The organism is Nocardioides sp. 31GB23, assembly GCF_040012395.1.
GTDB classification, from domain to species: domain Bacteria; phylum Actinomycetota; class Actinomycetes; order Propionibacteriales; family Nocardioidaceae; genus Nocardioides; species Nocardioides salarius.
The window spans coordinates 1-24,022 of the sequence record NZ_JBDYKJ010000072.1 but is presented as its reverse complement, the minus strand read 5'-3'; the positions used below and the strand labels follow the sequence as shown (position 1 = coordinate 24,022).

At 75.0% G+C, this 24,022-nt stretch carries 22 protein-coding genes; 6 read left to right on the top strand and 16 right to left on the bottom strand.

Annotated features, from left to right (window positions below):
* The 5 genes from ABKW28_RS18890 to mraZ all read right to left on the bottom strand — a co-directional run.
* Positions 1 to 1,790: penicillin-binding protein 2 (locus tag ABKW28_RS18890; protein WP_348612391.1), on the bottom strand; the 1,790-nt coding region annotated here is incomplete at its 3' end.
* Positions 1,791 to 1,830: 40 nt separating this feature from the next.
* Positions 1,831 to 2,475, bottom strand: a complete 645-nt coding sequence (locus ABKW28_RS18885; RefSeq protein WP_348612389.1) for a hypothetical protein — start codon at positions 2,473 to 2,475, stop codon at positions 1,831 to 1,833.
* Positions 2,472 to 3,452 (bottom strand): 16S rRNA (cytosine(1402)-N(4))-methyltransferase RsmH, encoded by a 981-nt coding sequence (gene rsmH, locus ABKW28_RS18880; protein WP_348612387.1) that lies wholly within the window; start codon positions 3,450 to 3,452, stop codon positions 2,472 to 2,474. Before rsmH ends, ABKW28_RS18885 begins: the two co-directional genes overlap by 4 nt.
* 1 nt (position 3,453) lies before the next feature.
* Complete coding sequence (locus ABKW28_RS18875) at positions 3,454 to 3,633, bottom strand: hypothetical protein (protein WP_193670380.1); 180 nt, start codon at positions 3,631 to 3,633, stop codon at positions 3,454 to 3,456.
* 332 nt (positions 3,634 to 3,965) lie between these two features.
* Positions 3,966 to 4,391: a division/cell wall cluster transcriptional repressor MraZ gene (gene mraZ, locus ABKW28_RS18870; protein ID WP_193670381.1), complete on the bottom strand. Its 426-nt coding sequence runs from the start codon at positions 4,389 to 4,391 to the stop codon at positions 3,966 to 3,968.
* A gap of 259 nt (positions 4,392 to 4,650) precedes the next feature.
* Here mraZ and ABKW28_RS18865 point away from each other — a divergent pair, with 259 nt between their 5' ends.
* From ABKW28_RS18865 to ABKW28_RS18855, 3 genes are read left to right on the top strand one after another with little or no spacing between them, the layout of a single operon-like run.
* Entirely contained in the window at positions 4,651 to 5,577 is a 927-nt protein-coding gene (locus ABKW28_RS18865; RefSeq protein ID WP_348612393.1) for a MoxR family ATPase, read from the top strand.
* 10 nt (positions 5,578 to 5,587) lie between these two features.
* Positions 5,588 to 6,865, top strand: coding sequence for a DUF58 domain-containing protein (locus ABKW28_RS18860; RefSeq protein WP_348612385.1), 1,278 nt, complete (start codon positions 5,588 to 5,590; stop codon positions 6,863 to 6,865).
* On the top strand, positions 6,862 to 9,264 hold the full coding sequence (locus ABKW28_RS18855) for a DUF3488 and transglutaminase-like domain-containing protein (protein WP_193670383.1): 2,403 nt from the start codon (positions 6,862 to 6,864) through the stop codon (positions 9,262 to 9,264). The genes ABKW28_RS18860 and ABKW28_RS18855 overlap by 4 nt, the downstream gene beginning before the upstream one ends.
* Before the next feature lie 78 nt (positions 9,265 to 9,342).
* Here the strand turns inward: ABKW28_RS18855 and ABKW28_RS18850 are convergent, their stop codons facing one another.
* The 8 genes from ABKW28_RS18850 to ABKW28_RS18815 all read right to left on the bottom strand — a co-directional run bounded on the left by ABKW28_RS18850 (position 9,343) and on the right by ABKW28_RS18815 (position 19,007).
* Entirely contained in the window at positions 9,343 to 9,807 is a 465-nt protein-coding gene (locus ABKW28_RS18850) for a DUF3040 domain-containing protein (protein WP_193670384.1), read from the bottom strand.
* Between the two features lie 195 nt (positions 9,808 to 10,002).
* Positions 10,003 to 11,208 (bottom strand): DNA polymerase IV, encoded by a 1,206-nt coding sequence (gene dinB / locus ABKW28_RS18845; protein ID WP_348612383.1) that lies wholly within the window; start codon positions 11,206 to 11,208, stop codon positions 10,003 to 10,005.
* Between the two features lie 225 nt (positions 11,209 to 11,433).
* Positions 11,434 to 12,168 carry a methyltransferase gene (locus ABKW28_RS18840; protein ID WP_193670386.1) on the bottom strand — a complete coding sequence of 245 codons (735 nt, stop codon included), beginning with the start codon at positions 12,166 to 12,168 and terminating at the stop codon, positions 11,434 to 11,436.
* 31 nt (positions 12,169 to 12,199) lie between these two features.
* Positions 12,200 to 16,111, bottom strand: a complete 3,912-nt coding sequence (dnaE, locus tag ABKW28_RS18835) for a DNA polymerase III subunit alpha (RefSeq protein WP_348612381.1) — start codon at positions 16,109 to 16,111, stop codon at positions 12,200 to 12,202.
* A gap of 109 nt (positions 16,112 to 16,220) precedes the next feature.
* Positions 16,221 to 17,444, bottom strand: coding sequence for an endonuclease (locus tag ABKW28_RS18830; RefSeq protein WP_348612379.1), 1,224 nt, complete (start codon positions 17,442 to 17,444; stop codon positions 16,221 to 16,223).
* A 14-nt stretch (positions 17,445 to 17,458) separates the two neighbouring features.
* Positions 17,459 to 17,914: an SAV_6107 family HEPN domain-containing protein gene (locus tag ABKW28_RS18825; protein WP_348612377.1), complete on the bottom strand. Its 456-nt coding sequence runs from the start codon at positions 17,912 to 17,914 to the stop codon at positions 17,459 to 17,461.
* 13 nt (positions 17,915 to 17,927) lie between these two features.
* Entirely contained in the window at positions 17,928 to 18,317 is a 390-nt protein-coding gene (locus ABKW28_RS18820) for a DUF6504 family protein (protein WP_341231028.1), read from the bottom strand.
* Between the two features lie 186 nt (positions 18,318 to 18,503).
* Complete coding sequence (locus ABKW28_RS18815) at positions 18,504 to 19,007, bottom strand: hypothetical protein (RefSeq protein WP_341231027.1); 504 nt, start codon at positions 19,005 to 19,007, stop codon at positions 18,504 to 18,506.
* Between the two features lie 97 nt (positions 19,008 to 19,104).
* Here ABKW28_RS18815 and ABKW28_RS18810 point away from each other — a divergent pair, with 97 nt between their 5' ends.
* The gene (locus ABKW28_RS18810; RefSeq protein WP_193670391.1) at positions 19,105 to 19,590 is read left to right on the top strand and encodes a YbaK/EbsC family protein; all 486 of its coding nucleotides are present in this window, start codon (positions 19,105 to 19,107) and stop codon (positions 19,588 to 19,590) included.
* A 22-nt stretch (positions 19,591 to 19,612) separates the two neighbouring features.
* A complete protein-coding gene (locus tag ABKW28_RS18805) occupies positions 19,613 to 20,914 on the top strand; it encodes an FAD-dependent oxidoreductase (RefSeq protein WP_348612375.1) in 1,302 nt (433 codons plus the stop codon).
* A 34-nt stretch (positions 20,915 to 20,948) separates the two neighbouring features.
* Here the strand turns inward: ABKW28_RS18805 and metF are convergent, their stop codons facing one another.
* Positions 20,949 to 21,839: a methylenetetrahydrofolate reductase [NAD(P)H] gene (gene metF, locus ABKW28_RS18800; protein WP_193670393.1), complete on the bottom strand. Its 891-nt coding sequence runs from the start codon at positions 21,837 to 21,839 to the stop codon at positions 20,949 to 20,951.
* 88 nt (positions 21,840 to 21,927) lie between these two features.
* Between metF and ABKW28_RS18795 the strand changes: the two genes are divergently transcribed.
* Complete coding sequence (locus ABKW28_RS18795) at positions 21,928 to 23,016, top strand: polyprenyl synthetase family protein (RefSeq protein WP_348612373.1); 1,089 nt, start codon at positions 21,928 to 21,930, stop codon at positions 23,014 to 23,016.
* Between the two features lie 8 nt (positions 23,017 to 23,024).
* On the opposite strand, the gene ABKW28_RS18790 is transcribed toward ABKW28_RS18795, so the two are convergent.
* Positions 23,025 to 23,489, bottom strand: a complete 465-nt coding sequence (locus tag ABKW28_RS18790; protein ID WP_193670394.1) for a hypothetical protein — start codon at positions 23,487 to 23,489, stop codon at positions 23,025 to 23,027.
* Positions 23,490 to 23,532: 43 nt separating this feature from the next.
* Positions 23,533 to 23,910, bottom strand: a complete 378-nt coding sequence (locus ABKW28_RS18785) for an Rv2175c family DNA-binding protein (protein WP_348612371.1) — start codon at positions 23,908 to 23,910, stop codon at positions 23,533 to 23,535.
* Positions 23,911 to 24,022: the final 112 nt, after the last annotated feature.

Genomic DNA, 24,022 nt, shown 5'->3' with positions numbered 1-24,022 from the left:
GAGGCGGGGGTCCCGGTGGGCGGGACGGCGTAGCGGCGCAGCGCGTAGCCGGCGATCTTGGCGAACGCGGGGCCGGCGACCGAGCCGCCACCGCCGCCGTTGCGCGGGTTCTGCACGACGACGTAGACGGTGAAGCGCGGGTCGTCGGCGGGGGCGAAGCCGGCGAAGGAGACGGTGAAGGTGCCGTCGTAGCAGCGGCACTCCTCGCCCACCCGCTGCGCGGTGCCGGTCTTGCCCGCCACCCGGTAGCCGGGGATCTGGGCGCCGGGCGCGACCCCGGCCTCGGGGTCGACGACGCGCTCCATCATCAGCGCCGTCTTGCGGGCCGCCTCGGCGCTGATCACCTCGGTGGTGGTGGCCTGGTCGGTGCCGACCTGCTCCCCCGCGTCGGTGGTCGCGCTGCCGCGCACCAGGCTCGGGTCGACGCGCACCCCGTCGTTGGCGATCGTGTTGACGGCGGCGGCCATCTGCAGGGCGTTCACCGACACCGACTGGCCGAAGGCGATGCGGTCCTGGGTCTGGCTGGTCCACAGCGAGGGGTCGGGCAGGATCCCGGCCGACTCGCCGCGCACGCCGGCGCCGGTCGCCGAGCCGAGCCCGAAGGCCGCCAGGTAGCGGCGCATCTGGCCGTCCTCGAACTTGTCGGAGGCCAGCACGGTGCCGATGTTGGACGACTTGGCCAGCACCCCGGCCAGGGTCAGCCGGATCGTGTCGTGGGGGAACCAGTCACCGATGGTGCGGTCCTGGCGGGCCAGCGAGCCGGGCACCGTCAGGCGGGTGCGCGGGGTGACCTTGCCGGCGTCGAGCAGCCCGGCCATCGTCAGCACCTTCGAGACCGAGCCCGGCTCGTAGACGTCGCTGACCGCGCGCGAGCCCAGGTCGGCCTCGTCGGAGGCCAGCGGGGCGTTGGCGTCGAACGTCGGGTGGTCGGCCAGCGCCAGCACCTCACCGGTGCGCGAGTCCATCACCACCGCCAGGCCCGAGTCGCCGCGCGACTGCTGCACCGTCTGGCGCACCACGCGCTGGGCGTACCACTGCAGCTCGCGGTCGACGGTCAGCGTGAGGTCCTGGCCGTCCTGGGCCTCCACGACCGTGTTGTCGCCGAGCGGCAGCTTGTTGCCGGCGGCCATCGCGTAGCGGGCCGAGCCGTCGGTGCCGGAGAGCAGCTCGTCGAAGGTGCGCTCGAAGCCGGCCAGCGGCTGCGGGGTCCCGTCGGCCAGCGGGGTGCCGAGGAAGCCGACCAGGTTGGCGGCCACGTCGTCGGCGGGGTACTCCCGCACCGGGTCGCGCCAGGTCGAGAGACCGTCGAAGCCGAGCTCCTCGGCGCGGTCGACCACCTTGGTCGCGGTCGCCGCGGGCACGCCGCGGGCGACGTACTGGAACCGGCTCTCGGCGCGCAGGCGCTGCAGGAGGGTGAAGTAGTCGACGTCGAGCTTGCCCGAGAGGAACTTCGCGAGCTCGGGAGCCCGGTCGACCTCGCGGCCCTCCTCGTCGGTGTTGACCAGGGCCGGGTCGGCCACGACCATCAGCCCGTCGGCCGACTGCGCCAACGGCTCGCCGTTGCGGTCGAGGATCGCGCCGCGCTGGGCGGGCAGCACCATCTCGTCCATGCCCTCGGCCGCCGCCATCTCGGCGTAGGCCTTCGGGTCGATGCCCTGCAGCTGCACCAGCCGGCCGGCGAAGACCGAGAGCACCATGGCGATCAGGACGAACCCGACCCGCAGGCGGAAGTGCGGGTGGCCGCGGCGAGCCGCGACCTCGTGGCTCGGCGTCGGGCGCGTGGGGGGCACGAGGGCTCCTGGTGTGTCTCGGGCGTGGTGGGGCGGCGGGTCAGTCGTTCTTCTTGTTCTTCTTCTTGTTCTTCTTGTTCTTGTCCTTGTCGTTCTTCTTGTCGGCCTTGTCCTGCTTCTTCTCGTCCTGCTTGTTCTTACCGCCGCCACCGCCGCCGGCGCCGTCGCCACGCTGGTCGCCCAGCACGCCCTCGGGCGGGGTCACCACGGTCGCGGCCGGGTCGAGCTCGGAGGGCCGGGCCGGGGGCAGCGGGTCGAGCGGCAGCCGGGCGCCGAGCGTCGCGCCGGCGGGGTCACCGGAGACCGAGCCGTCGTCCAGGTCGAGGAAGAGCGGCGCGGCCGGCACCTGCATGCCCATCTTCTGGGCGCGGCGCGCGATCTCCTGGGGGTCGCGCAGCCGCTCCAGCTTGGTGGCCAGCGCCTCCTGGCGCGCCGAGAGCACGGTGGCGCGCTGCTCCAGCGACGTGGCGGCGAAGGCCGACTGCTGCATGGAGGTGTTGAAGAGCAGCAGCCCCACGACCCCGCCGAGCAGCAGCACGGTGACCAGGCTGACGAAGGGCACCTTCGCGGCGCGGGTGCGGGCGACCGGCACCACGCTGAGCCGGGCGCGCTCGACGGCGGCCCCGGCGATGCGCGGCATCCGGCTGCTGCGGGCGGCGCCCTGGGTGCTGTAGAGACTGCTCATCGGGCGGCTCCCCTTCCGGTGGTGGTGGTCGTGGTGGGTCGCACGCGTTCGACCGCGCGCAGGCGCACCGAGGCGGCGCGCGGGTTGGCCTCGATCTCGGCGGCGTCGGCCTTCTCGGAGCCGCGGGTGACCAGCCGCAGGGCCGGCTCGCTCCCCTCGGGCACGAAGGGCAGGTCGACGGGGACCTCGGAGCGGGTCGCGGCGGTGAACGCCTGCTTGACCAGCCGGTCCTCCAGCGAGTGGTAGGACTCCACCACCACCCGGCCGCCGACGCCGATGGCCTCGATGGAGGCCGGCAGCGCCCGGCGCAGCACCGCGAGCTCGTCGTTGACCTCCATGCGCAGCGCCTGGAAGGTCCGCTTGGCCGGGTGCCCGCCGGTGCGGCGCGCGGGCGCCGGGATCTCGGCGTACAGCAGCTCGACCAGCGCCGCCGAGGTGGTGAACGGCTCGCTCTCGCGGCGGCGGACCACGGCCCCGGCGATCTTGCGGGCGAACTTCTCCTCGCCGTAGTCGCGCAGCACCCGCGTCAGCTCGGCCGCGGAGTAGGTGTTGAGCACGTCGGCCGCGGTGAGGCCGGTGCTGCCCATCCGCATGTCGAGGGGCGCGTCCTCGGCGTAGGCGAAGCCGCGCTCGCGCACGTCGAGCTGCATCGAGGAGACGCCCAGGTCGAAGAGGACCGCGTCGACGTGGTCGAGGCCCAGCTCGTCGAGGACCTCGGGGATCTCGTCGTAGACCGCGTGCACCCCGCGGAACCGGTCGCCGTACGCCGCCAGCCGCTGCCCGGCCAGCTCGAGGGCGGCGGGGTCGCGGTCGATGCCGACGACGCGGGCGTGCTCGAGGCGCTCGAGGACCGCCTCGGAGTGGCCGCCGAGACCCAGGGTGCAGTCGACGAGGACCGCGCCGGGGTGGTCGAGCGCGGGAGCGAGCAGTGCCACGACCCGGTCGAGGAGCACCGGGATGTGCGAGGGGCCGGCCACGTCAGCGGCCCAGGCTCGTCAGGAGCGTGAAGGCCACGGCCGCGCTGAGCGACATGGCCGCCGAGAACGCCATCAGACGCAGCGCGTCCTGGGCCTGGTGGCGCACCCGGGGCGCGGGGGCTCCGGGTGCCGGCCGGGCGCCGGGTGCGCCGGTCAGTCCGTCGACCTGGGTGCTGCTCATGGTCTCGACCCCATCAGGAGAGTGCTGCGTCGTGGTGCTGGCTGGTGCTGGCTGGTGGCTGGTGGTGCGGAGTGGTGCAGGTGGAGCGTGGGTGGAGCGCCGGTGGGGCGATCCGGGGTGCAGGTGGTCCGCAGGGTCTGGTCCCTGCCCGCTCGCCGGTGCTTCAGGGGTTCTGGAACCGGGGAAGGTGCCCCAGAACCGGGTGTCGTCTGGGGCCGGGGAAGGTGTCCCAGAAGACGAGTGGGGAGCGGGCCGAGACCGGGCCCTGCGGATCACTGTTCTGTTGGTGGTCTGCGTGCGGTGGTGCGAGTGGTGCGTGGTGGAGCGTCCGCTCAGAGCGGGGGTGCCTCGTCGAGCTCGGCGAACTTGGCCTGGGCTCCGGTGGAGTACTCGGTCCAGCGCTGGGGGTTCCAGATCTCGACCCGGTCACCGACGCCGGCCACGACCACGTCGCGCTCGATGCCGGCGCTGGCCCGCAGGATCGGCGAGATGCCGATGCGGCCCTGCTTGTCGGGCGTGCCCTGCTCGGCCCCCGCGAACAGCACGCGGCGGTAGTCGCGGGCGTCCTTGTTGGTCATCGGGGTCTCCTGGGCCCGCCGGGCCTCGGCCATGAAGGTCGCCTCGGGCCACACGGTCAGGCAGTTCTCCTGTCCTTGCGTGATCACGAGCCCCTCCGACAGTGCGTCCCTGAACTTGGCCGGGAGGAAGAGGCGTCCCTTGTCGTCGACCTTGGGGGTGTAGGTGCCCATGAAGAACACATCGCACCTCCACGTCGACAAGTCCCGGGACGGTCACTTGCTCCACTTTCCACCACTCTACTCCACATCCCTCCACCGTCAACCACATTCCACCCCTTCCGCACCCCCGCGCTCCCCCTCTCCGCGCTCCACCGAGTGCGGGGGGCCGGCGACGGCATACGGTGGAAACCCACTGCCGGGCACCGGCACCACCTGGAAGGGACCGCTCGTGGGATCTCCGAACGCTGGAGGCGCCGACCTCGAGACGCTGGCGCGCGTCATGAAGCGGGTGCGCACCAACGTCGAGCGCGTGATCGAGGGCAAGCCCGAGGTCGTCAGCTCGGCGCTCGTCGTGCTGCTCGCCGAGGGGCACCTGCTGATCGAGGACGTGCCCGGAGTGGGCAAGACGATGCTGAGCAAGGCCCTGGCCCGCTCGATCGACTCCACGGTGCGCCGCATCCAGTTCACGCCCGACCTGCTGCCCTCCGACGTGACCGGCGTGTCGGTCTTCAACCAGGACACCCGCCAGTTCGAGTTCCGCCCCGGCGGCGTCTTCGCCAACATCGTGGTCGGCGACGAGATCAACCGCGCCTCCCCCAAGACCCAGTCAGCGCTGCTCGAGTGCATGGAGGAGCGCCAGGTCACCGTCGACAACGCGACCTACCAGCTCGAGACGCCGTTCATGGTCATCGCCACCCAGAACCCGGTGGAGATGGAGGGCACCTACACGCTGCCCGAGGCCCAGCGCGACCGGTTCATGGTGCGCACCTCGATGGGCTACCCCGTCGAGGCCGCCGAGCTGGCGATGATCACCGGCCACACCGAGGGCAACCCCCTCGACGACCTCGAGCACGTCACCGACGCCGCCGAGATCCGCAAGCTCACCGCGATCGTCGGACAGGTCTTCGTCGCCGAGGCCGTGCAGCGCTACACCGTCGCGCTGACCTCGGCCACGCGGCGTACCGACGAGCTGGTGCTGGGCGCCTCGCCCCGCGCCACGCTGCACCTGGTGCGGGCGGCCAAGGCGTACGCCGCGCTGCAGGGCCGCGACTACGTGCTGCCCGACGACGTGCGCACCCTGGCTCCCCGGGTGCTGACCCACCGGCTGCTGCCCAGCGTGGAGGCCTCGATGAACGGTCGCAGCACCGACGAGATCCTCGAGCGGCTCGTCGCCGCCGTGCCGGTGCCCGACGGCACCCGTCGCTGAGGCGGGCGCGGTGAGGGAGGCGCTGGCCGGGCTGACGGTGCGCGGACGGGCGTTCGTCGCCGCCGGCGTCACCGCGGTGGTGTGCGCGGTCCTGCTCGGCCAGCCGGCCCTGACCCGGGTCGGCGTGCTCGTGCTCGCGCTGCCCCTGGTCACCGCGCTGGTGCTGGGCCGCAGCCGCTACCGGCTCGCGCTGGTGCGCACCGCCTCCCCCTCCCTGGTCACCGCCGGCCAGCAGGCCCGGGTGACGCTCTCGCTGAGCAACGAGGGCCGCACCCCCAGCGGGGTGCTGCTCCTCGAGGACCACGTGCCCTACGTGCTCGGCACCCGCCCCCGCTTCGTGCTCGAGGGCATCGGCCACGGCTGGCACCGCCAGGTCGGCTACCAGGTGCGCTCCGACGTGCGCGGGCGCTTCGAGGTCGGGCCCATGTCGGTGCGGGTCAGCGACCCCTTCGGCCTCGTCGAGCTCGGCCGCGCCTTCCACACCACCTCGGCGCTGACCGTCACCCCCCGCACCGTGGTGCTGGCGCCGATCCCGCTCGGCGGCTCCGAGAGCGGGTCGGGCGACAACCGCCCGCGTGCCTTCGCCACCGGCAGCGCCGAGGACGTCACGGTGCGCGAGTACCGCCGCGGCGACGACCTGCGCCGCGTGCACTGGCCCAGCTCGGCCAGGGTGGGCGAGCTGATGGTGCGCCGCGAGGAGCAGCCGTGGCACTCGCGGGCCACGGTCTTCCTCGACAACCGGGCCGCGGCCCACCGCGGCGAGGGCATCGCCTCCTCCCTCGAGACCGCCGTGAGCGCCGCGGCCTCCGTCGCGGTGCACCTGACCCGCCGCGGCTTCGCGGTGCGCCTGGTCACCGCCGCCGGCGAGGACCGCGCCAGCGGCTGGCACGAGCGCCGCGCCGACCTGAGCACCGCCCCCCTGCTGGAGGCGCTGGCGGTCCTGCACCCCGTCGAGGCGCCCCGCCTCGACACCGCCTGGCTCGGCGAGGCAGGCCACGGCGGCCTGGTCGTCGCGGTCCTGGGCGCGGTGCAGCAGCACGACGCACCGGTCCTGCGACGCATGCAGTCCCAGCACGGCAGCGCGCTCGCGCTGGCCCTCGACGTCGACGCCTGGGTCGGCACCGGGGCCGGGACCGCCCCGGCCACCGGGCTGCTGGCCCAGCAGGGCTGGCGGGTCGCCGGCGTGGGCCCCCGCGACCGGGTCGAGGCCCGCTGGCAGGAGCTCGGCGCCGGGGCACGCTCGGCCGGGCGCGCGAGCACGCGGCGTACGACGGATGTGGGCTCGTGAGCAGCCGGAACCGCAGCAGCCTCGGGGCCGGTCTCGCCCAGTCGAGCGCCGCCGCGCTGACCACCTGGGTCTGCATCCTGTCGTGGCGCGGCTTCACCGACGCCCCGTCGCTGTTCCTGTCCCCCCTGCTCGGTCTCGCGCTGCTGGTCGCGGGCATCGGGGCGGTGGGGCGCTGGTCACGCCTGGGTGCGTTCTCGGTGCTGCTGCTGCAGCTGCTGGGCGGGGCCATGGCCCTGAGCTGGGTCGTCGTCGGCTCCCCGCTGCCGGTGGGCTCGACCTGGGACGCGCTGCTCGTCGCGGCCTCGGAGGCACGCGAGGGCGCGGTCGTCTACGCCTCCCCCGTGCCCACCGCCGAGGCCGCCGTCGAGCCGCTGCTCATCGGCGGCGGCCTGCTGTGCCTGGTCCTGGTCGACCTCCTGGCCTGCGGGCTGCGGCGGGTGCCGCTGGCCGGCCTGCCGCTGCTGGCCGTCTACAGCGTGCCGGTCAGCCTGCTCGCCACCGACCTGACCTGGTGGGTCTTCGCGCTGTCCGCGCTCGGCTTCGTCACCATGCTCTACCTCCAGGAGAGCGAGCAGGTCGCCCGCTGGGGACGCAGCCTCGGCGACGACGGCCCCGACCCGCTGGCCACCGGCTCGGGCCTGGGCGTGCACACCGCCACGGTGCGGCTCAACGCGCTCGCGGTCGGCGGGGTGGCGACCGCCCTGGCCGTGGTGGTGCCGCTGGCGGTGCCGACCCTCGACGTGCAGCTCTTCGACGTCGGCCGCGGCCCGGGCGGGGACACCAAGATCAGCGTCGACAACCCGATGACCGACCTGGTGCGCGACCTCCACCGGCCCGACGACACCCCGCTGCTGGCGGTGCGCACCGACCAGGTCGACCCCGAGTACCTGCGGATCTCGGTGCTCAACCGCTTCTCCCAGAACGAGTGGAGCCCCGGCGACCGGGAGATCCCGCTCGAGAACCGCCCCGACGGCGACATGCCCGCCCTGACCGGTGTCAACCAGTCGGTGCCGCGCCGCACCCTGGACTACCGGGTCGAGGCCTACGACACGTTCTCCTCGCGCTGGCTGCCGACCTTCGCGCCGGTCAGCCGGGTCGAGGCCCAGGGCGACTGGCGCTACGACGAGTCCACGATGGACTTCCTGGCCGGCGACCCCGACCTCGACCTCACCGGCGCCAGCTGGTCGATGACCTCGGTCGACCTCGACCTCTCCGCCCAGGAGCTGGCCGACGCCCCCTCCTCCGTCGGCATGGTCTCGGCCTCCTACACCGACCTGCCCGCCGACATGCCGCCGCTGATCCGACAGCTGGCCAACCAGGTCACCGCGAGCGCGCCGACGCGGTTCCAGAAGGCCGTGGCCCTGCAGGACTGGTTCCGCCAGGAGTTCGACTACTCGCTGCGCAACGTGCCGCCCGGCAACGGCACCGACGAGCTCGAGGAGTTCCTGAGCCTCGAGGGCGACTACGCCCGCACCGGCTACTGCGAGCAGTTCGCCAGCGCCATGGCCGTGATGGCCCGCCAGCTCGGCATCCCCGCCCGCGTGGCGGTCGGCTTCCTGCGGCCCCAGCGCATCGCCGAGGGCGTCTACGAGTACTCCTCCGACGACCTGCACGCCTGGCCCGAGCTCTTCATCGCCGGCTCGGGCTGGGTGCGCTTCGAGCCGACCCCGCCCGCGCGCGCCGGCGCGGTCCCGGCCTACACCCGTGAGGCCGTCGACCTGCAGCAGCCCGAGCCCAGCGGCCCCAGCGGACGCGCCGAGGACCAGCTGCCCGACCGCAACGGCGAGCCCAGCGCGGCCCCCGACGAGCTCGACCCCGAGGCCGACGACGAGGCCGGCGTCGTCGACCCCGGCTTCCCGTGGGGCACCCTGCTGGGCGGGCTGCTCGGCGCGCTGGCGCTGGTCGGGCTGGTCCTGGCCCCCCGTGCCGTACGCCGCCGCCGCCGCGAGCACCGCCTCGCCTCCGGCCCCGAGGCGATCTGGGACGAGCTGCGCGACACCGCACGCGACCTGGGGCTGCCCTACCTCGACCGCCGCTCGCCGCACGAGACCGGCGCCGGGCTGGTGGGCCACCTCGGCAGCCCGCTCGACGACCGGCCGCGGCCCCGGCACGGCGCCGGCCAGGCCCCCGAGGCGGTCGCCTCGCTGCACCGGCTCGTCGGCGACGTCGAGCGGCTGCGCTACGCCCCTCCGGGCGCCGACGAGTCGCGCCCCGACCGGCAGGACGACGCCCGCCGTGTGGTCGTGGCCCTCCACGAGGGCACCACGCCCCGGGCCCGGCGCCGGGCCACCTGGCTGCCGCGCACGCTGCTGCGACCCACGCGGCGTACGGACGTGGTGAGCGGGCCGGAGACGGAGTCGCTGGGCTACCGCAGCGGGGTCGTCGACCTCGTGCGCTGACGCCGACCCGGCCGGTTCGAACGAGCCGGGTCGCGAGTCGGCCGGTTCACACCAGCCGGGTCGCGGGTCGGGCGGGGCTCAGAAGCCGCCGTTCTCCTCGCGCCGACGGCGCCAGCGCTCCTCCATGCGGTCCATGAAGCCGGCACCGCTCGAGCCGCCGGCGCCACCGCGGCGCTGGCGCCCACGGGTGCGGCGGCCACCGTCGATGACGGTGAAGGACCGCTCGCCCTGCTCGTCGGAGGGCGCACCCGCCTGGGCGGCGGGGCCGGCCTGGGTCTGGGTGCGCAGGGCGTTGAGGCCGAAGGTGGCCGAGCCGAGCATCACCACGAAGCCGACGATGCCGATCGGCCAGATCTGGGTGATCGCGCCGGTCATCAAGACGACGATGCCGACCACGAAGACGACCCCCGCCACGACCGCGCGTCGGCGGGCGACGCGGCGCAGCGACGTGCCGCGCAGGGTGGAGGCGAACTTGGGATCCTCTTCGGAGAGGGCTCGCTCCATCTGCTCGAGCAGTCGCAGCTCCTCTTCCGAGAGTGGCACCGTTCCTCCAATGGGGTCACGCACGCACCGACACGTCTGGTCGATGTCGGCACGTCAAGTCTAGGCAAGCCCTAGCCGTCACGGTAGGCGGCTCACACAATTTGGCCCTGCGCGGGTCAGGACCCCGGTCGGCGACCGGGTCCTGGGCCGGTCGTCAAGTGGTTCGCAGCGGCGCCCCGGACGGATGGGACCGGCTCACGAGAGCAGGCTCGCCGGGCGCACCGCGGCCGAGCCGAAGCGCCTGGCCGCGCGGTCGACGGCACGGTCGGCCTCCGACCAGCCGTGCTCGCGCTCGCCCAGCACGTGCTGGTGGTGCACGCTCTCGCGGGGCGCGAGACCCTCGACCCGGACCCCCACCAGCCGCAGCCGGGCCCGCTGCAGTCCCAGCGCGTCGTACAGGGCGGTGGCGGTGCGGTAGACCTCCTGGGTCACGTCGGTGGCCTCGCTCATCGTGCGCGAGCGGGTGATGGTGGTGAAGTCGGCGAAGCGCACGGTCAGCGTCACGGTGCGCCCGGCGACGCCGGCCACCCGCATCCGCCCGGTGACGGTGCTGGTCAGGCGCAGCAGCTCGCGCAGCACCACCGTGCGGTCGTCGACGTCGCGCCCGAAGGTCTCCTGCGCCCCCATCGACCGGTCGGGCTCGCCGCCCCCGAGGCCGAACGCCCCGCTGGAGCCGGCGACCACCTCACGGCGGTCGTCGCCCCACGCCAGCTCGTGCAGGTGGCGACCGAGGTGGTCGCCGACGGCGCGCTGGAGGGTGCGCACCGGGGTGTGCGCGACGTCGCCGACGGTGACCAGGCCCAGGCGGTGCAGCATGGCGCGGGTCTTCTCCCCCACCCCGTAGAGCTCGCCGACGTCGAGCGGGTGCAGGAAGGTGGTGATCCCCTCGGGCGGCACCACGACCACGCCGTCGGGCTTGGCACGCTTGCTGGCCAGCTTGGCCACCGAGATGGTGGCCGCCACCCCGACCGAGCAGGTGATCGCCTGCTCGTCGTGGATGGTGGCGCGCACCTGCTCGGCGATCTCGGCCGGCGGCCCGAGGCGGCGTACGGACCCGCTGACGTCGAGGAACGCCTCGTCGAGGGAGACCACCTCGACCAGCGGGGTGACCCGGCGGAAGGTCTCGACGACCGCCGTCGAGACCCGGCCGAACAGCTCGTGGTCGGGCGCCACCACCACCGCCTGCGGACACAGCCGCCGGGCCCGGGTGGCCGGCATGCCCGAGCGCACGCCGTGCTCGCGGGCCAGGTAGTTGGCCGAGAGCACGACGCCGCGGTAGCCCCCGCCCACGATGACCGGCACCTCCCACAGCTCGGGCCGCTCCCGCACCGCGACCGAGGCGTAGAAGGCGTCCATGTCGATGTGGAGGATCGGCGTGGCCGGAGCGCCAGCGGAGGTCATGTCGATCCTCCACCACAGCACGTGAGAAGAAGCCGAGTCGGCGCTACTTCACGGGAGGAGCGAAGCGGGGGAACGTGAAGTAGCGCCGACTCGGCGCGCCACGGAGAACCCAGGCGCGAGGCACGAGCACCGCGAGCGAAGCGAGCAGGTGCGGACCGCGACCACGGAGCAGGAACTAGCGCCGGCTCGGCGGGAACTAGCGCCGGCTCGGCGCGCTCGGTGCGCTCAGCGGGCGAGCACGTGCAGCTGCGTGGCGAGCGGGAGGTACTCGGGACGCGTGGCGACCGCCTGCTCGAGCTCGACGAGGGCGGCAGTGGAACCGGGCTCGAGGTCGAGCAGGGTGCCGGGGACCAGGTCGGCGAAGACGCGCACGCCGTGGACCTGCTCGACGTGCAGGTCGGCGGTGGCCAGCAGCGCGACGAGCTCGTCGCTGGTGTAGCGGTGCCCGGCGCGGCCGGGGTCGACGGTGGGCTCGAGCAGCGCGAGCGCCTGGCCGAAGTGGCCGGCCATGGCGCGGGCCAGCACCGCGGCGTGGCGCTGGGCCACGAGCAGGCTGAGGGTGCCGCCGGGGCGCACGGCCTCGCGGAGCACGCCGAGGGCGGTGGCGGGGTCGCCGACGTGCTCGAGCACCCCGTGGCACAGCACCAGGTCGGCGCTGTCGGCGCCGGCGACGTCGAGCAGGCTCGAGACCTCGCCCTGCAGCCCGGCGACCTCGACGCCGCGCTCGCGGGCGCGGCGCCCGAGCGAGGCGAGGGCGTCGGGGCTGGGGTCGACGACGGTGACGCGGTGGCCGAGCTCGGCCACGCGCACGGCGAAGCCGCCGGTGCCGCCGCCGATGTCGAGGACGTCGAGGGGCCCGGACTGCTCGAGCAGCGGGCGCAGGGCGTCCCACACCACGGCGGTGCGGGCCGCCGCCCGGCGCTCGCTGGGACGTTCGCTGGGGCGGTCGCTGGCGGACATGGCACCCACCCTAGGGCCACGGGCACGCCGATCATCCCGGGCTCCCCGGGCTGCGGTGCCACAGCTTGCGTGCCACGTCGCGGGTCTCCTCGCCGGCGGGCTTGATGTCGGCGTACGGCGAGAGCCGGAAGCCGCTGGAGTGCACCAGCACGCGCCGGCGCCCCATGCCGCCCGCGGCACCCGGCCCGTCGGGGCGCGCCATCACCGGTCGCGGCGCCCGGCTCTGCGCCGCGCCCTGCCCGGCGAGCTCGACGCCGACGCCGCCGAAGCCCTCGGGCACCACCGCCATCTGCTCGTGCACCGCCTCGATGCCGCCGCGGCGCCACTGCTCGTGCAGGGCCGGCAGCTCCCAGCAGCCGGTGGCGCGCAGCGAGACCCCACGGTGGCCGGTGCGGCGCAGCTCGCCGCGCACCACCAGCAGCCAGGAGTGGAAGACGGTGGCGGCGTAGGGGCCCTGGGCGTCCTCGAAGAAGGTCGCGTCGACCGGGCCGGTGCCGTCGTCGAGGGTCAGGAAGACCACCCGGCGCCCGGAGCGGATCGGCGGGGTCTGGGTGGCGACCTTGACCCCGGCCACCAGCAGCTCGGCCTTGCTGCGCCGCTGCAGCAGCTGCTCGCTGCGGGTCACCCCGAGCGCGTCGAGGAAGGGCCCGTAGGTGTCGACGACGTGCCGGCTGGCGTCGAGGCCGAGGATCTCGAGCTCGGCGCGCATCTGCTCCTCACCGGTCATCTCGGGCAGGCCCGAGACCCCGCCCTCCCCCGGCGCGTCGCCGAGGTCGAGGCTCAGCTGCACCGAGTCGACCGGGGGCGGCGGTGCGGCGGTGCGGGCCTGGGCCAGCGAGCGGCCCCACACGCCCTCGCGCACCGGGGCGCCGCGGTCGTCGCGGTAGTCCTCGGCCTGGTCGCCCGGGCGCCGGTCGCGGCGCCGGTCGGTCTCGGCGGCGCTCTCCCCCGCCTGCGCCCGCTCCCGCACCCCGAGGTCGGTGCTGTTGCGCGCGGCCGCGGCCTCGGCCACCTGGTGAGCACGCGCGGTGGTGCCGCTCCACGTCTTGCGACCGGCCAGCCCCCGCCCCCGCGAGGCCCGCTCGAGGGCCCGTCCCTGGCGGTCGAGCTCGGCGACCTGCAGCAGCAGGTCGCGGCGGGTCAGCACCCCCCGGCGGCGTACGTCGCTGCCACCCGCCGACCCGATGCCGTAGGTGCTGTCGAAGGCGCCCGCCAGCACCAGCCGTTCGACCACGGGGCGCGAGACCCGTGCGCGCTGCCAGAAGTCGGGCAGCGAGTGGTAGGGCCGGGCCGCGACGATGCGCGAGACCTCGGCCTCGCTGATGCCCTTGACCTCGGCCAGCGCCAGCCGGATGCCCCAGGGGCGGCCGTCGGGGACGTCGGGGCCGGGGTGGGCGCCGGTGGGCTCGACCCGTTCGACGACGTAGGCCTGCTCGGAGGCGTTGACGTCGAGCCCGAGCACCGCCACGCCGAGGCGGCGGGCGTCCTCGAGGATCAGCCGCTTGGGGTACATCCCCGGGTCGTGGGTCAGCACCCCGGACAGGAAGTGCGCCGGCCAGTGCGCCTTGAGCCAGGCCGACTGGTAGGTCGGCAGCGCGAACGCCGCCGCGTGGGCCTTGCAGAAGCCGAAGGAGGCGAAGGCCTCCAGCACGCTCCACACCTCCTCGACCACGGGGAGGGGGTAGCCGCGTCCCAGCGCGCGCGGGAAGAACCAGGCCCGGGTCTGGGCCATCCCCTCGGCGTCGCCGAGGGCGCGGCGCTTCTCGTCGGCCTCGGCGTAGGAGATGCCGGTGAAGCAGCCGATGATCTCGATGACCTGCTCGTGGAAGACCACCACGCCCCGGGTCGGGGCCAGGATCGGGCGCAGGTCGTCGTGGAGGTAGCGCGGCTCGCGCCACCCGTGCTTGACCTCGAGGTAGGGCGTGATCATGTCGCTCTTGACCGGCCCGGGCCGGAAGAGCGAGATGTCGGTGATGATGTCCTCGAAGGTCTCGATGCCCGACTTGCCGACCAGCTCGCGCTGGCCCGGCGACTCGATCTGGAAGACCCCGAGGGTGCGCGCCGCCGAGATCATCCGGTAGGTCGCGGGGTCGTCGAAGGGCACCTGCTGGTCGTCCTCGAGGTCGATGCGCACCCCCTCGACCCGCTCGACCTCGGTGAGCGCGTGCGCCATCGCCGACTGCATCCGGATGCCGAGCACGTCGAGCTTGAGCAGGCCGAGGTCCTCGACGTCGTCCTTGTCGAACTGGCTCATCGGGAAGCCGGCGTACGACGCCTCGACGGGGGTGCGGTCGAGCAGGGTCGCGTCGGAGAGCAGCACCCCGCACGGGTGCACCGCGACGTGGCGCGGCAGCCCGTCGAGGCGCTCGACGAGCTGGAACATCAGGTCGAGCCGGGCCTCGCCCAGCCCGCTGGCGCGCAGCTCGGGCAGCTCGGCCAGCGCCGCCCGCGCGTCGCGGGCCCGGATGTGGGGGAAGGCCTTGGCGATCGCGTCGGTCTCGGCCGGCGGCATGCCGAGCGCGGCGCCGACGTCGCGCACCGCGTGGCGCACCCGGTAGGTGTCCATCATCGAGACGCACACGCAGCGCTCGCCGCCGTAGCGGTCGAGGATGCGCTCGTAGACCTCGGTGCGCCGGTCGGACTCGACGTCGACGTCGATGTCGGGCAGCGCCTGGCGCAGCGGCGAGAGGAAGCGCTCCATCAGCAGCTGGTGGCGGATCGGGTCGACCCCGGAGATGCCGAGCAGGTAGTTGACCAGGCTGCCGGCCCCCGAGCCGCGCGCGGCGACCCGCACCCCCATCTGCTTGACCAGGTCGGTGACGTCGCCGACGGTCAGGAAGTACGACGCGTAGCCGAGCTCGCCGATCACCGCGAGCTCGTCGTCGAGCCGCTTCCACACCACCGCGAGCCCGCCGCTGCCGTAGCGGTCGCCGATGGCGCCCTCGCAGCGTGCGCGCAGCGCCACGTCGGCGCTGGGGTGGTCGGTGGAGAGGCTGAACTCGGGGAAGTGCACCTCGCCCAGGCCGAGGTCGGCACGCGGGTCGAGGGCGCAGCGCTCGGCCAGCGCCCGGGTGCGGGCCAGCAGGCGCAGCGCCTCGCGCCCGGTGCCGGCGCCGGCGCGGGCCACGACCTCGTGGGCGACCTCGCGCATCTGCGGACCGGACTTCAGGTGCCCCTCGGCGTTGCCGCGGTCGACGTGGCGCCGGTCGAGGGCGACCAGGCGCCGGGCGGCGTCGAGCACGTCGACGGTGGCGGCGTCGCTGCGATCGGCGTAGCGCACCGCGTTGGTCAGCACCGAGCCCGCGCCGCTCTCCTCGGCCAGGGCGAGCATCCGGGCGGCATGCCGGGTCGAGCCGGGGCCGTCGCCGGCCAGGCGGTGCGAGACCACCTCGACCTGGAGGTTCTCGCGCGGCACCAGGGCCCGCCAGCGCTCCAGGGCGGCCCCGACCTCGGAGGCGGGGCCGAGCAGCACGACCAGGTCGCCGGAGCCGAGCAGCGCCGCGACCTCGGGGTCCTCGGGGTCCAGGACCGGGGTGCCGCGCTCGCCGGCGAGGTGGGTGGTCGAGAGCACCCGGCACAGCGCGGCCCAGCCGCCCCGCCCGCCGCCGGGGCCGGCGGCGTGGGCCAGCAGGGTGACCCGGGGCAGCCGCGGGTCGCGGAAGACGCCGCCCCGCACCGGGGTGCGCCCGCGCCCGGGCACCGGCGCCCGGCCCTCGACGGGGGCCGGGCGGTGGGCCAGGTCGACCCCGAGGACCGGGCTGATCCCGGCCTGCAGGCACGCCTTGGCGAACTTCACCGCACCGTAGGTGCCGTCGCGGTCGGTCAGCGCCAGCAGGTCCATGCCGTGGTCGGCCGCGCGCTGGACCAGCAGGTGCGGCAGCGAGGCGCCGTGCTGCAGGGAGTAGCCGGAGGCGACGTGCAGGTGCGGGAACGGGTCGGGCACGGGTCGGTCCACCTCTCGCGTCGGCTCGACCCTGACGACAATCTTCTCGAACTCATGTTCGAGAAGACATCCAGCCTAACCCCGCCGCGTCCCCGGCGCCAACCCGCCCTCACCAGATCGCGGCGACCCACTCCGGACGGTCGACGAAGGGGTTGCGGTTGCCCTGCCAGGTCTCGAAGATCGCGTCGTTGCGGGCGCGCTCGAAGGCGTCGGGCGGGTCCTGCTCGTGCCAGCGCAGCAGGGTCGAGAGCCGACCGAGGTGGCCCAGCGCGTCGAGGTCGCGCCGGCCCACCTGCTCGGAGACCTCGAGGTCGGCGAAGCCGTCGCCGCCCTCGTAGCGCACCGCCATGTAGAGCACCATCCGGGCCACGTCGCCCTTCACCGCCTCGCGCGGCTCCCAGGAGTCGGCGTCGCGGTAGGTGTCGGCGGCCTCGCCCTGGGGGCTGCCGCCGTCGTCGAAGTCGAGGCTGGAGCGGTCGGCGTTGACGCTGACGTCGGCCGGGCGCACGTGGTGCAGGTCGGTGCCGGGGCCCGCGGCGGTGCCGAACCCGCCACGGCTCTGCGGCCACACGTGCTCGCGGTTCCACTCCTCGGGGTCTCCACCGTTGGCGTCGCCCGGCACGCTGTCGCCGGTGTAGAGCTCGATCACGCGACCGGGCGCTGCGGGGTCGGCGTCGGTGTCGCGCAGCGCCTCCCACAGCTCGTCGTAGCGCAGCCGCTCGACGTCGGTCGAGACGATCTCGTGCAGCGCGCGAGCCAGGTCGTCGCCGGAGCGACCCTCGGCGTCGGCGTAGTACTCCTGCACCACCGCGGGCAGGTCGCCGGCGGCGCTCGGGGCCGGGGTGAGTGGCGCGGCGCCGACGAGCGCGACCGCGTCGACCTGCTTGAGCCCGGCGGCCGAGAAGTACGACGCCCGCTCGCCGCCGAGCACCACCTCCGCACCCAGCAGCTCGGGGTGCGAGGCCAGGCCCCAGGTGCTGCGCAGCGGGGCGGGCAGCTGGACCAGGAGCATCCGCGCCGGGTCGCGCTCCCCCGGGTCGTCGGCCACCGCGAGCGCCAGGTCGGAGGAGAAGGGGCCGCGCACCACCTCGCCCGGGGCGACGGGCTGGCCGACCAGGTGCCCCCGCACGCTCAGCGCCGTGCCGTCGGGGCTGGCCAGCGCCTGCGCGACGCCGGTCGCGCCGGCCGTCGCGACGGGGTCGAGCAACGTGCGCGCCCCGCCCGCGGACCCGGCCTCCTCGGCGGGCTCCTGGCCGGCGCAGGCCGGGAGCAGCCCCAGGACACCGACGAGGAGGAGGACGCCGAGCCGACGCGGGGCGAGGACGGGAGGCATGGGCCCAGCCTGCCTCACCCGGCGCGGGCGATGCGCTCCTGGAGCGGCGGGTGCGGCACCAGCCCCAGGCACTGCTCGACCACGGCGAGGAACCGGTCGGCGTCGCGGACGAGGTCGTCGGCCTCGCGCTCGGTGACCGCCCGCGAGGAGCCGGCCTCGGCCGCGGCCCGCTTGGCGGCGCCGGCGGAGAAGAACGTTGCCCACTCGGCGAGCTCGGGGGCCACCTCGGCCAGCAGCACCCAGGCGTTCTTCTGGGCCCGGCGGCGCGGACCGGCGGGCCGGGCCCGCGCGGAGAGCAGGGCGGCGGCCGAGCGCAGCGCCGACACGTGCGCCCCGGCGTAGCGGGCCGGGACCTCGGGGGTGGCCATCGCCTCGCTGAGCGACGCCGCGGCCCGGGCGAGGTAGGAGTGCGTGGTCACCGGCAGGGCCTGCGGGTGCGGCACGGGCGCGGAGAAGGAGGAGCGGGTCATCACCGGCACCCCGTCAGTCCGCGCAGCCGACGAGCAGCCACTGCCCGGCGTCGACGTCGAGGGCGAGGTCGAAGACCCCGCCGGTGTCCTCGGCCCCGCGCACCGCGGCACCACGCCCGGCCTCGACGCGCCACAGCGCGCGCTCGGCGAGCAGCTCCTCGAGCGGGCGGGGGCGGGCCGGCCGCTCGGCGCTCGAGCCGTCGGCGGGCTCCTCGGACCCCAGCACCGCCCGCACGCCGGCGTGGCGCCACCACTCCCCGGTCTCCACCCAGTGCTCCAGCACCGAGCGGACCTTCCAGAGCCGCCCGCGCCACAGGAACTGCTCGGGGACCATCGTCTCGGCGCCGGCCAGCTGGCCGCACCGCACCTCGACGGGCTCGTCGTAGCGTCGCATCAGCTCCATCACTGCCACCTCTCCGGCGCGCCGGGCGCCAGGTCCGCCTGGAGCCCCCAGCGGAGGCGGGGTCGAGGTCGCCCCCGCCGGGAGCATGTTCGAATCTGTGTTCGAACTTGTTCCCAAGGTACACGCCCCCACCGACAGTGGGTCAAGGATCGTGGCGGGGCCCTGTGGAGGAGCGCCGCCGGCGGCTCAGGAGGCGGCGATCCGGTCGTGCGTGGCGCTGAGGTAGCGGTCGGTGTCGGGGTGGAACATGGTGACCAGGATCGCGACCTCGACCACCAGCGAGAGGTAGCTGAGCACCACGAAGAGCTGGGGCGGCTCGACACGGATGCCACTCAGGGTCGCGACCGCCGTCATCACCACCAGCACCGCCAGGCACACCCGCGCCCAGTGGTGGCCGTTGCGGAAGAAGACCAGCAGCACCCCCATCAGCATCGCCATCACCACGAAGAGCACCGCGGCGACCGGGAAGAACTGCGGGACCGCGATCGGCTGCTCCTCGATCAGGTAGTCGAGACCCTGCCGCTCGAGGATCTCGGCGGCCGAGCGGTGCCCCCGCGCCCAGTTGAGCACCAGGTCGTCGCGCAGCACCGCCGTCAGGACCACGGTCAGGGCCCCCAGCGCCAGCAGCACCAGGTGCAGCCGCAGGCACGCCCTCAGCGCGCGCGGTCGTTCCAGGCGGTCGTCGTCCATGACGGCCCTCTCTCGTGCGTGGTCTCGTGCGTGGTCTCGTGGTCCGGGGGCGGCAGCCGGGTGCGGGGCACCCGGTGCGAACTCTAGGGTCGCAGCCATGAGCACCGAGCACCCGGGCATCGCCCGGTTCCGCGCCGAGCTGGCCCGCCTGGGTGGGCACGGCGAGGTCGTCGTCCTGCCCGACGCCGTCCACACCGCCGCGCTGGCCGCCGAGGCCCTGGGCTGCGAGGTGGGCGCGATCGCCAACAGCCTGCTCTTCGACGCCGGCGGCTCGCCGGTGCTGGTGCTGACCTCGGGCGCGCACCGGGTCGACGTGCGGGCGCTCGCCGAGCGCATCGGGGTCGAGCGCCTCGCCCGGGCCGGCCCCGACTTCGTGCGCGAGCACACGGGGCAGGTGATCGGCGGGGTCTCCCCCCTCGCCCACCCGGCGCCGGTGCCGACGTACCTCGACGAGTGGCTGGCGCGCCACGAGGTCGTCTGGGCGGCCGCGGGCCACCCCGCCGCCGTCTTCTCGACCTCCTTCGAGGAGCTGCGCCAGATGACCGGCGCGGGCGTCGTCGACGTCGAGGCCCCGCCGGCCTGAGCCGCCTGGCTAGTCTGTGCCCGTGGCGAGGGTCGTGGTGGTCGGGGGCGGGTACGCCGGCCTCGCCACCGCCGGCCGGCTCGCCAAGACCGGCCACGACGTCACCCTCCTCGAGCGTGCCGCGACCCTCGGCGGGGCCCTGGGCTCGGTGCACGCCGACGGCTACCGCTGGGACGCCGGCCCGACGTCGACGCTGCTTCCCGCGGTGCTGCGCGACCTGTTCCGCAAGACCGGGCGCCCGCTCGAGCGCGAGCTCGACCTGGTCGCGCTGGAGACGGTGCGCACGCACCGCTTCGTCGACGGCTCCGAGCTGGCCCTGCCCGGCGGGTCGCGCTCGGGGCAGCTGCGGGCGGTGGAGGAGCTCTCCCCCGGCCAGGGCCAGGCGTGGCTCGACCACGTCGCGGCCTACACCGACGACTGGGAGGTGCTGCGCCGCCACTACCTCGAGCAGCCGTGGGAGCGCGCCTCGCTGCCGGCCGACCTCAAGGAGCGGCTGGGCTCGCGCGAGACCCTGCAGCGGCGGCTGCGCCGCACGCTCAAGGACGACCGGCTGCGCGACGTCGCGGCCCACCCCTTCGTCACCGACGGCCACGCCGTCCGCGACGTCCCCGCCTGGATGGGCCTGGTGGCCTACCTCGAGCAGCGCTTCGGGTCCTGGACGGTGCCCGGCGGGATGGCACGGGTCGGCGAGGTGCTCGCCGCGCGGATGAGCACCCGCGGGGTCGACGTGCGCCTGCGCACCGTCGTGCGCGACGTCGTGGTGCGCGGCGGCCGGGCCGTGGCGGTCAGCACCGACGACGGCGAGGTCGACGCCGACGTCGTCGTCTGCGCGATCGACCCCCGCGGCCTGCCGGCACTGGCCCGGCTGGTCGAGCGCACCATGCCGGCGATCCCGCCCGTCGTGTGCCACGTGGGGCTGAGCGGTGACCTGCCCGAGGTGCCCCACGAGCTCGTGCTGCACGGCGACCCCACGCTGGTGGTGCGCACCGGCGGCGAGGCCCCCGACGGCGGCGCCGCCTGGACCGTGCAGGGCCGCGGCCGCCTGGCCGAGGACGTGCTGGTCGCGCTGGCACGGCACCGCATCGACGTGCGCGGCCAGGTCGTCACCCGGGTCGACCGCTCCCCGCGCGACCTCGTCGAGGCCTGGGGCGGCTCACCGCTCGGCCTGCTGTGGCAGGGCCGAGCCACGGTGCAGCGCCGCCTGGGCCCCGACACGCCCGTGCCCGGTGTGTACGCCGCCGGCGCGCACGCGACACCGGGCGCGGGGCTGCCCTTCGTGGGGCTGTCGGCGGCCCTGGTGGCCCAGTGCGTGGGACCCGCCTGACACCGCGGCGACGGCCACGGCCCCTGCCGGCCCGTCAGGGGCGGACGTCGAGCTTCTCGAAGATCTCGCGCGTGGCCTTCGACCGGTTCAGCGTGTAGAAGTGCAGCCCCGGTGCTCCGCCCTCGAGCAGCTCCTGGCACAGCTCGGCGGCCTGGGTGATGCCTTCGGCGCGCATCGAGACCGGGTCGCCGTCGTGGGCGCTGATGCGCTCGACCACGTCGGCGGGCACGTCGGTGCCGATCAGCTCGCCCTGGCGGCGGATCGCCTGCAGGTTCAGGATCGGCATGATGCCCGGCAGGATCGGCAGGTCCACGCCCCGCTCACGCACCCGCTCGACGAGCGAGAAGTAGTCGGCGGCCCGGAAGAACATCTGGGTCACGGCGAACTCGGCGCCGGCGCGGGCCTTGGCGACCAGCACGTCGGCGTCGTGCTCGAGCGAGGCCGAGGAGGGGTGCCGCTCGGGGAACGCCGCGACGCCGATGCGGAACTCGCGACGGGCGGCGACCAGCTCGACCAGCTGGTCGGCGTGGTCGAGGCCGCCCTCGGTGGGCGTCCACTCGGCGCGCGGGCCCTCGGTGGGGTCGCCGCGCAGGGCCATCACGTGGTGGACGCCGGCGGCGGCGTACTCGTCGAGGATCTGCTCGAGCTCGGTGCGGGTGTGCCCCACGCAGGTCAGGTGGGCCATCGGCAGCATCGAGGTCTCGCGTGCGATCCGTCCGGTCAGGCGCACCGTGGTGCCGCGGCTGCTGCCGCCGGCGCCGTAGGTGACCGAGACGAAGGTCGGGTCGTAGGGCTCGAGCGCGCGCACGGCGTCCCACAGCTGGGCCTCTCCGGCCTCGTCCTTGGGCGGGAAGAACTCGAACGAGAAGGAGCGCCCACCCGCAGCGATCAGGTCGGTGAGCGCACGTCCGCGGCCGATGGTCATGGCGCCGATTCTATGGAGCGCCTGCGCACCTGGGGGTGGGCGTCCACCCAACGGCGCCAGTTCTGGGTACGTCTCCTACTGTGATGCGGTGAGCGACTCCCCCGCCCCCGCGGCCTCCACCACCTGGGACGCCGACGGCTTCCGCGACCAGGTCCAGGCCGCACTGGAGCAGTTCCTCGACCGGCAGGCCGACCGCCTGGCCCCGCTGGGCCCCGACGCGGAGCGGCTGCTCGCCGAGGCCCGCGCCGTGGTCGCCGGCGGCAAGCGCCTGCGCGCCGCGTTCTGCTGGTGGGGCCACCTGGCCGTGGCCGCACCGGTCGACGAGCAGGCACTGGTGCGCGCCTGCGCCGCGCTCGAGCTGCTGCACGCGAGCGCGCTCGTGCACGACGACCTGATGGACGCCTCCGACACCCGCCGCGGGCGCCCGGCCACGCACCGCGCCTTCGAGCGCGAGCACCGCTCCGACGCCTGGCGCGGCGACCCGGAGCAGTACGGCGCCGCCGCGGCGATCCTGCTCGGCGACCTGCTGCTGTCGTGGTCCGACGAGCTGCTGCGCAGCTGCGGGCTGCCGCTGCCGCGCGTGGTCGCGGCCCTCGAGGTGCTCGACCTGTGCCGCACCGAGGTGATCGCCGGGCAGTTCCTCGACGTCTCGGTGCAGGCCCGGGGCCGCGCCGACGTCGACGCCGCGATGACGGTGCTGCGCTACAAGTCCGCGAAGTACTCGATCGAGCGTCCGCTCCAGGTCGGGGCGGCGCTCGCCGGCGCCGACGCCGCCGCGATGGACCAGCTGAGCGCCTTCGGCCTCCCGCTCGGCGAGGCCTTCCAGCTGCGCGACGACCTGCTGGGCGTCTACGGCGACCCGGCCACGACCGGCAAGCCCGCTGGCGACGACCTGGTCGAGGGCAAGCGCACGGTGCTGGTCGCACTGGCCCTCGACGGGGCCGACGGGGACGACGCGGCCCTGCTCGACCGGGCCCTGGGCCGCCCCCTCGACGCCGACCAGGTCGAGCGGCTGCGCTCGATCATCACCGGCTCCGGCGCCCAGGCCCAGGTCGAGGAGGTCATCACCGCGCTGACCCGGCGCGCCACCGACTCGCTCGAGCGCAGCGGCCTGGACCCCCAGGCCCGGACGGTCCTCACCACCCTCGCGGCCGCGGCCACCCAGCGCGTCGTCTGACGCGAGGGTCAGGGGCCGATGCGGGCGTACGTCGCCCCGGCGTCGTCGCTGTAGTAGCGCTCCCCGCGCGGGCCGGCGACCAGCAGCGCGCCGTCGCCGACGTCGTACTCGGTGTAGTAGCGGCTGCCGGGCTGCGCGGGCAGGACGCCCGCGGCGTCGGGGAAGGGACGCCGGACCACCCCGGCGGGCAGGTCGGCGCCGGTGTCGACGTCGGCCAGCAGGTCGATGACCCGCAGCGGCAGGTCGACGGGAGAGACGTAGGGCAGCCCGCTGACCGGGTCGACGGGCGCGACCTCCCCGGAGGGGGCGGTGCGCTGGTCGGGGTCCTGGCCGCCGAAGGTCGAGCTGCCGGGGTCGCGACCGGCCAGCAGCCAGATGCCGACGGCCAGGGCCAGCACCAGCACCATGGCGAGCGCGCCGGAGGGTCCCCCGCGCGGGGGGCGGACGTTCTCGGGAGAGATCCGGTAGACCACGGCGTCGGCTCCTGCTCAGGTCCTCGTCGGCTCCTGCTGGGGGCTAGAGCGCCATCGCCTGGGCGCGGCGCTTGACCTCGGAGCCGCGGTTCTCGCGCAGCGCGTCGATCGGCCGGCCCGGCAGCGTCTGGTCGAGGAACAGCCAGGCGATGCACTCGCGGTCGTCGTAGCGACCGTCGTGGAGCACGGTCAGCAGCCCGGGCAGGCCCTTGACGGGCAGCCGCTCCTCCTCGTCGATGAAGAGGGCGGGGATCTTCTGGCCCTCCCCCGGCACCGGCACCGCGGCCGCCAGCTCGTGGGTACGGATCATCGTGCGGACCTTGCCGACGCTGACCTCGAGTCGGCGCGCCGCCTCGGCCCAGTCGATCCAGTCGTCGACCAGGGCGGCCAGGTCGTGCTCGGCCAGGGAAGTCTCGCTCATGGCTCCATGGTCCCACCCCGCACCAGGCCCGCCCAACCGAGCCGCCCGTGGGCCGGTGCGCCGACCCGCCTGCGGGCCGCCAGTGCCCGCCCCCGGCGGCCCGCCCGCCTAC

What these genes read in the sequence shown, in the direction of transcription:
- ABKW28_RS18885 (WP_348612389.1), bottom strand. Translation starts at nt 2,475, where the DNA reads ATGAGCAGTCTCTACAGCACCCAGGGCGCCGCCCGCAGCAGCCGGATG.
- ABKW28_RS18875 (WP_193670380.1), bottom strand. Translation starts at nt 3,633, where the DNA reads ATGAGCAGCACCCAGGTCGACGGACTGACCGGCGCACCCGGCGCCCGG.
- ABKW28_RS18865 (WP_348612393.1), top strand. Translation starts at nt 4,651, where the DNA reads ATGAAGCGGGTGCGCACCAACGTCGAGCGCGTGATCGAGGGCAAGCCC.
- dinB (WP_348612383.1), bottom strand. Translation starts at nt 11,208, where the DNA reads ATGACCTCCGCTGGCGCTCCGGCCACGCCGATCCTCCACATCGACATG.
- ABKW28_RS18840 (WP_193670386.1), bottom strand. Translation starts at nt 12,168, where the DNA reads ATGTCCGCCAGCGACCGCCCCAGCGAACGTCCCAGCGAGCGCCGGGCG.
- ABKW28_RS18830 (WP_348612379.1), bottom strand. Translation starts at nt 17,444, where the DNA reads ATGCCTCCCGTCCTCGCCCCGCGTCGGCTCGGCGTCCTCCTCCTCGTC.
- ABKW28_RS18825 (WP_348612377.1), bottom strand. Translation starts at nt 17,914, where the DNA reads ATGACCCGCTCCTCCTTCTCCGCGCCCGTGCCGCACCCGCAGGCCCTG.
- ABKW28_RS18820 (WP_341231028.1), bottom strand. Translation starts at nt 18,317, where the DNA reads ATGGAGCTGATGCGACGCTACGACGAGCCCGTCGAGGTGCGGTGCGGC.
- ABKW28_RS18815 (WP_341231027.1), bottom strand. Translation starts at nt 19,007, where the DNA reads ATGGACGACGACCGCCTGGAACGACCGCGCGCGCTGAGGGCGTGCCTG.
- ABKW28_RS18810 (WP_193670391.1), top strand. Translation starts at nt 19,105, where the DNA reads ATGAGCACCGAGCACCCGGGCATCGCCCGGTTCCGCGCCGAGCTGGCC.
- metF (WP_193670393.1), bottom strand. Translation starts at nt 21,839, where the DNA reads ATGACCATCGGCCGCGGACGTGCGCTCACCGACCTGATCGCTGCGGGT.
- ABKW28_RS18785 (WP_348612371.1), bottom strand. Translation starts at nt 23,910, where the DNA reads ATGAGCGAGACTTCCCTGGCCGAGCACGACCTGGCCGCCCTGGTCGAC.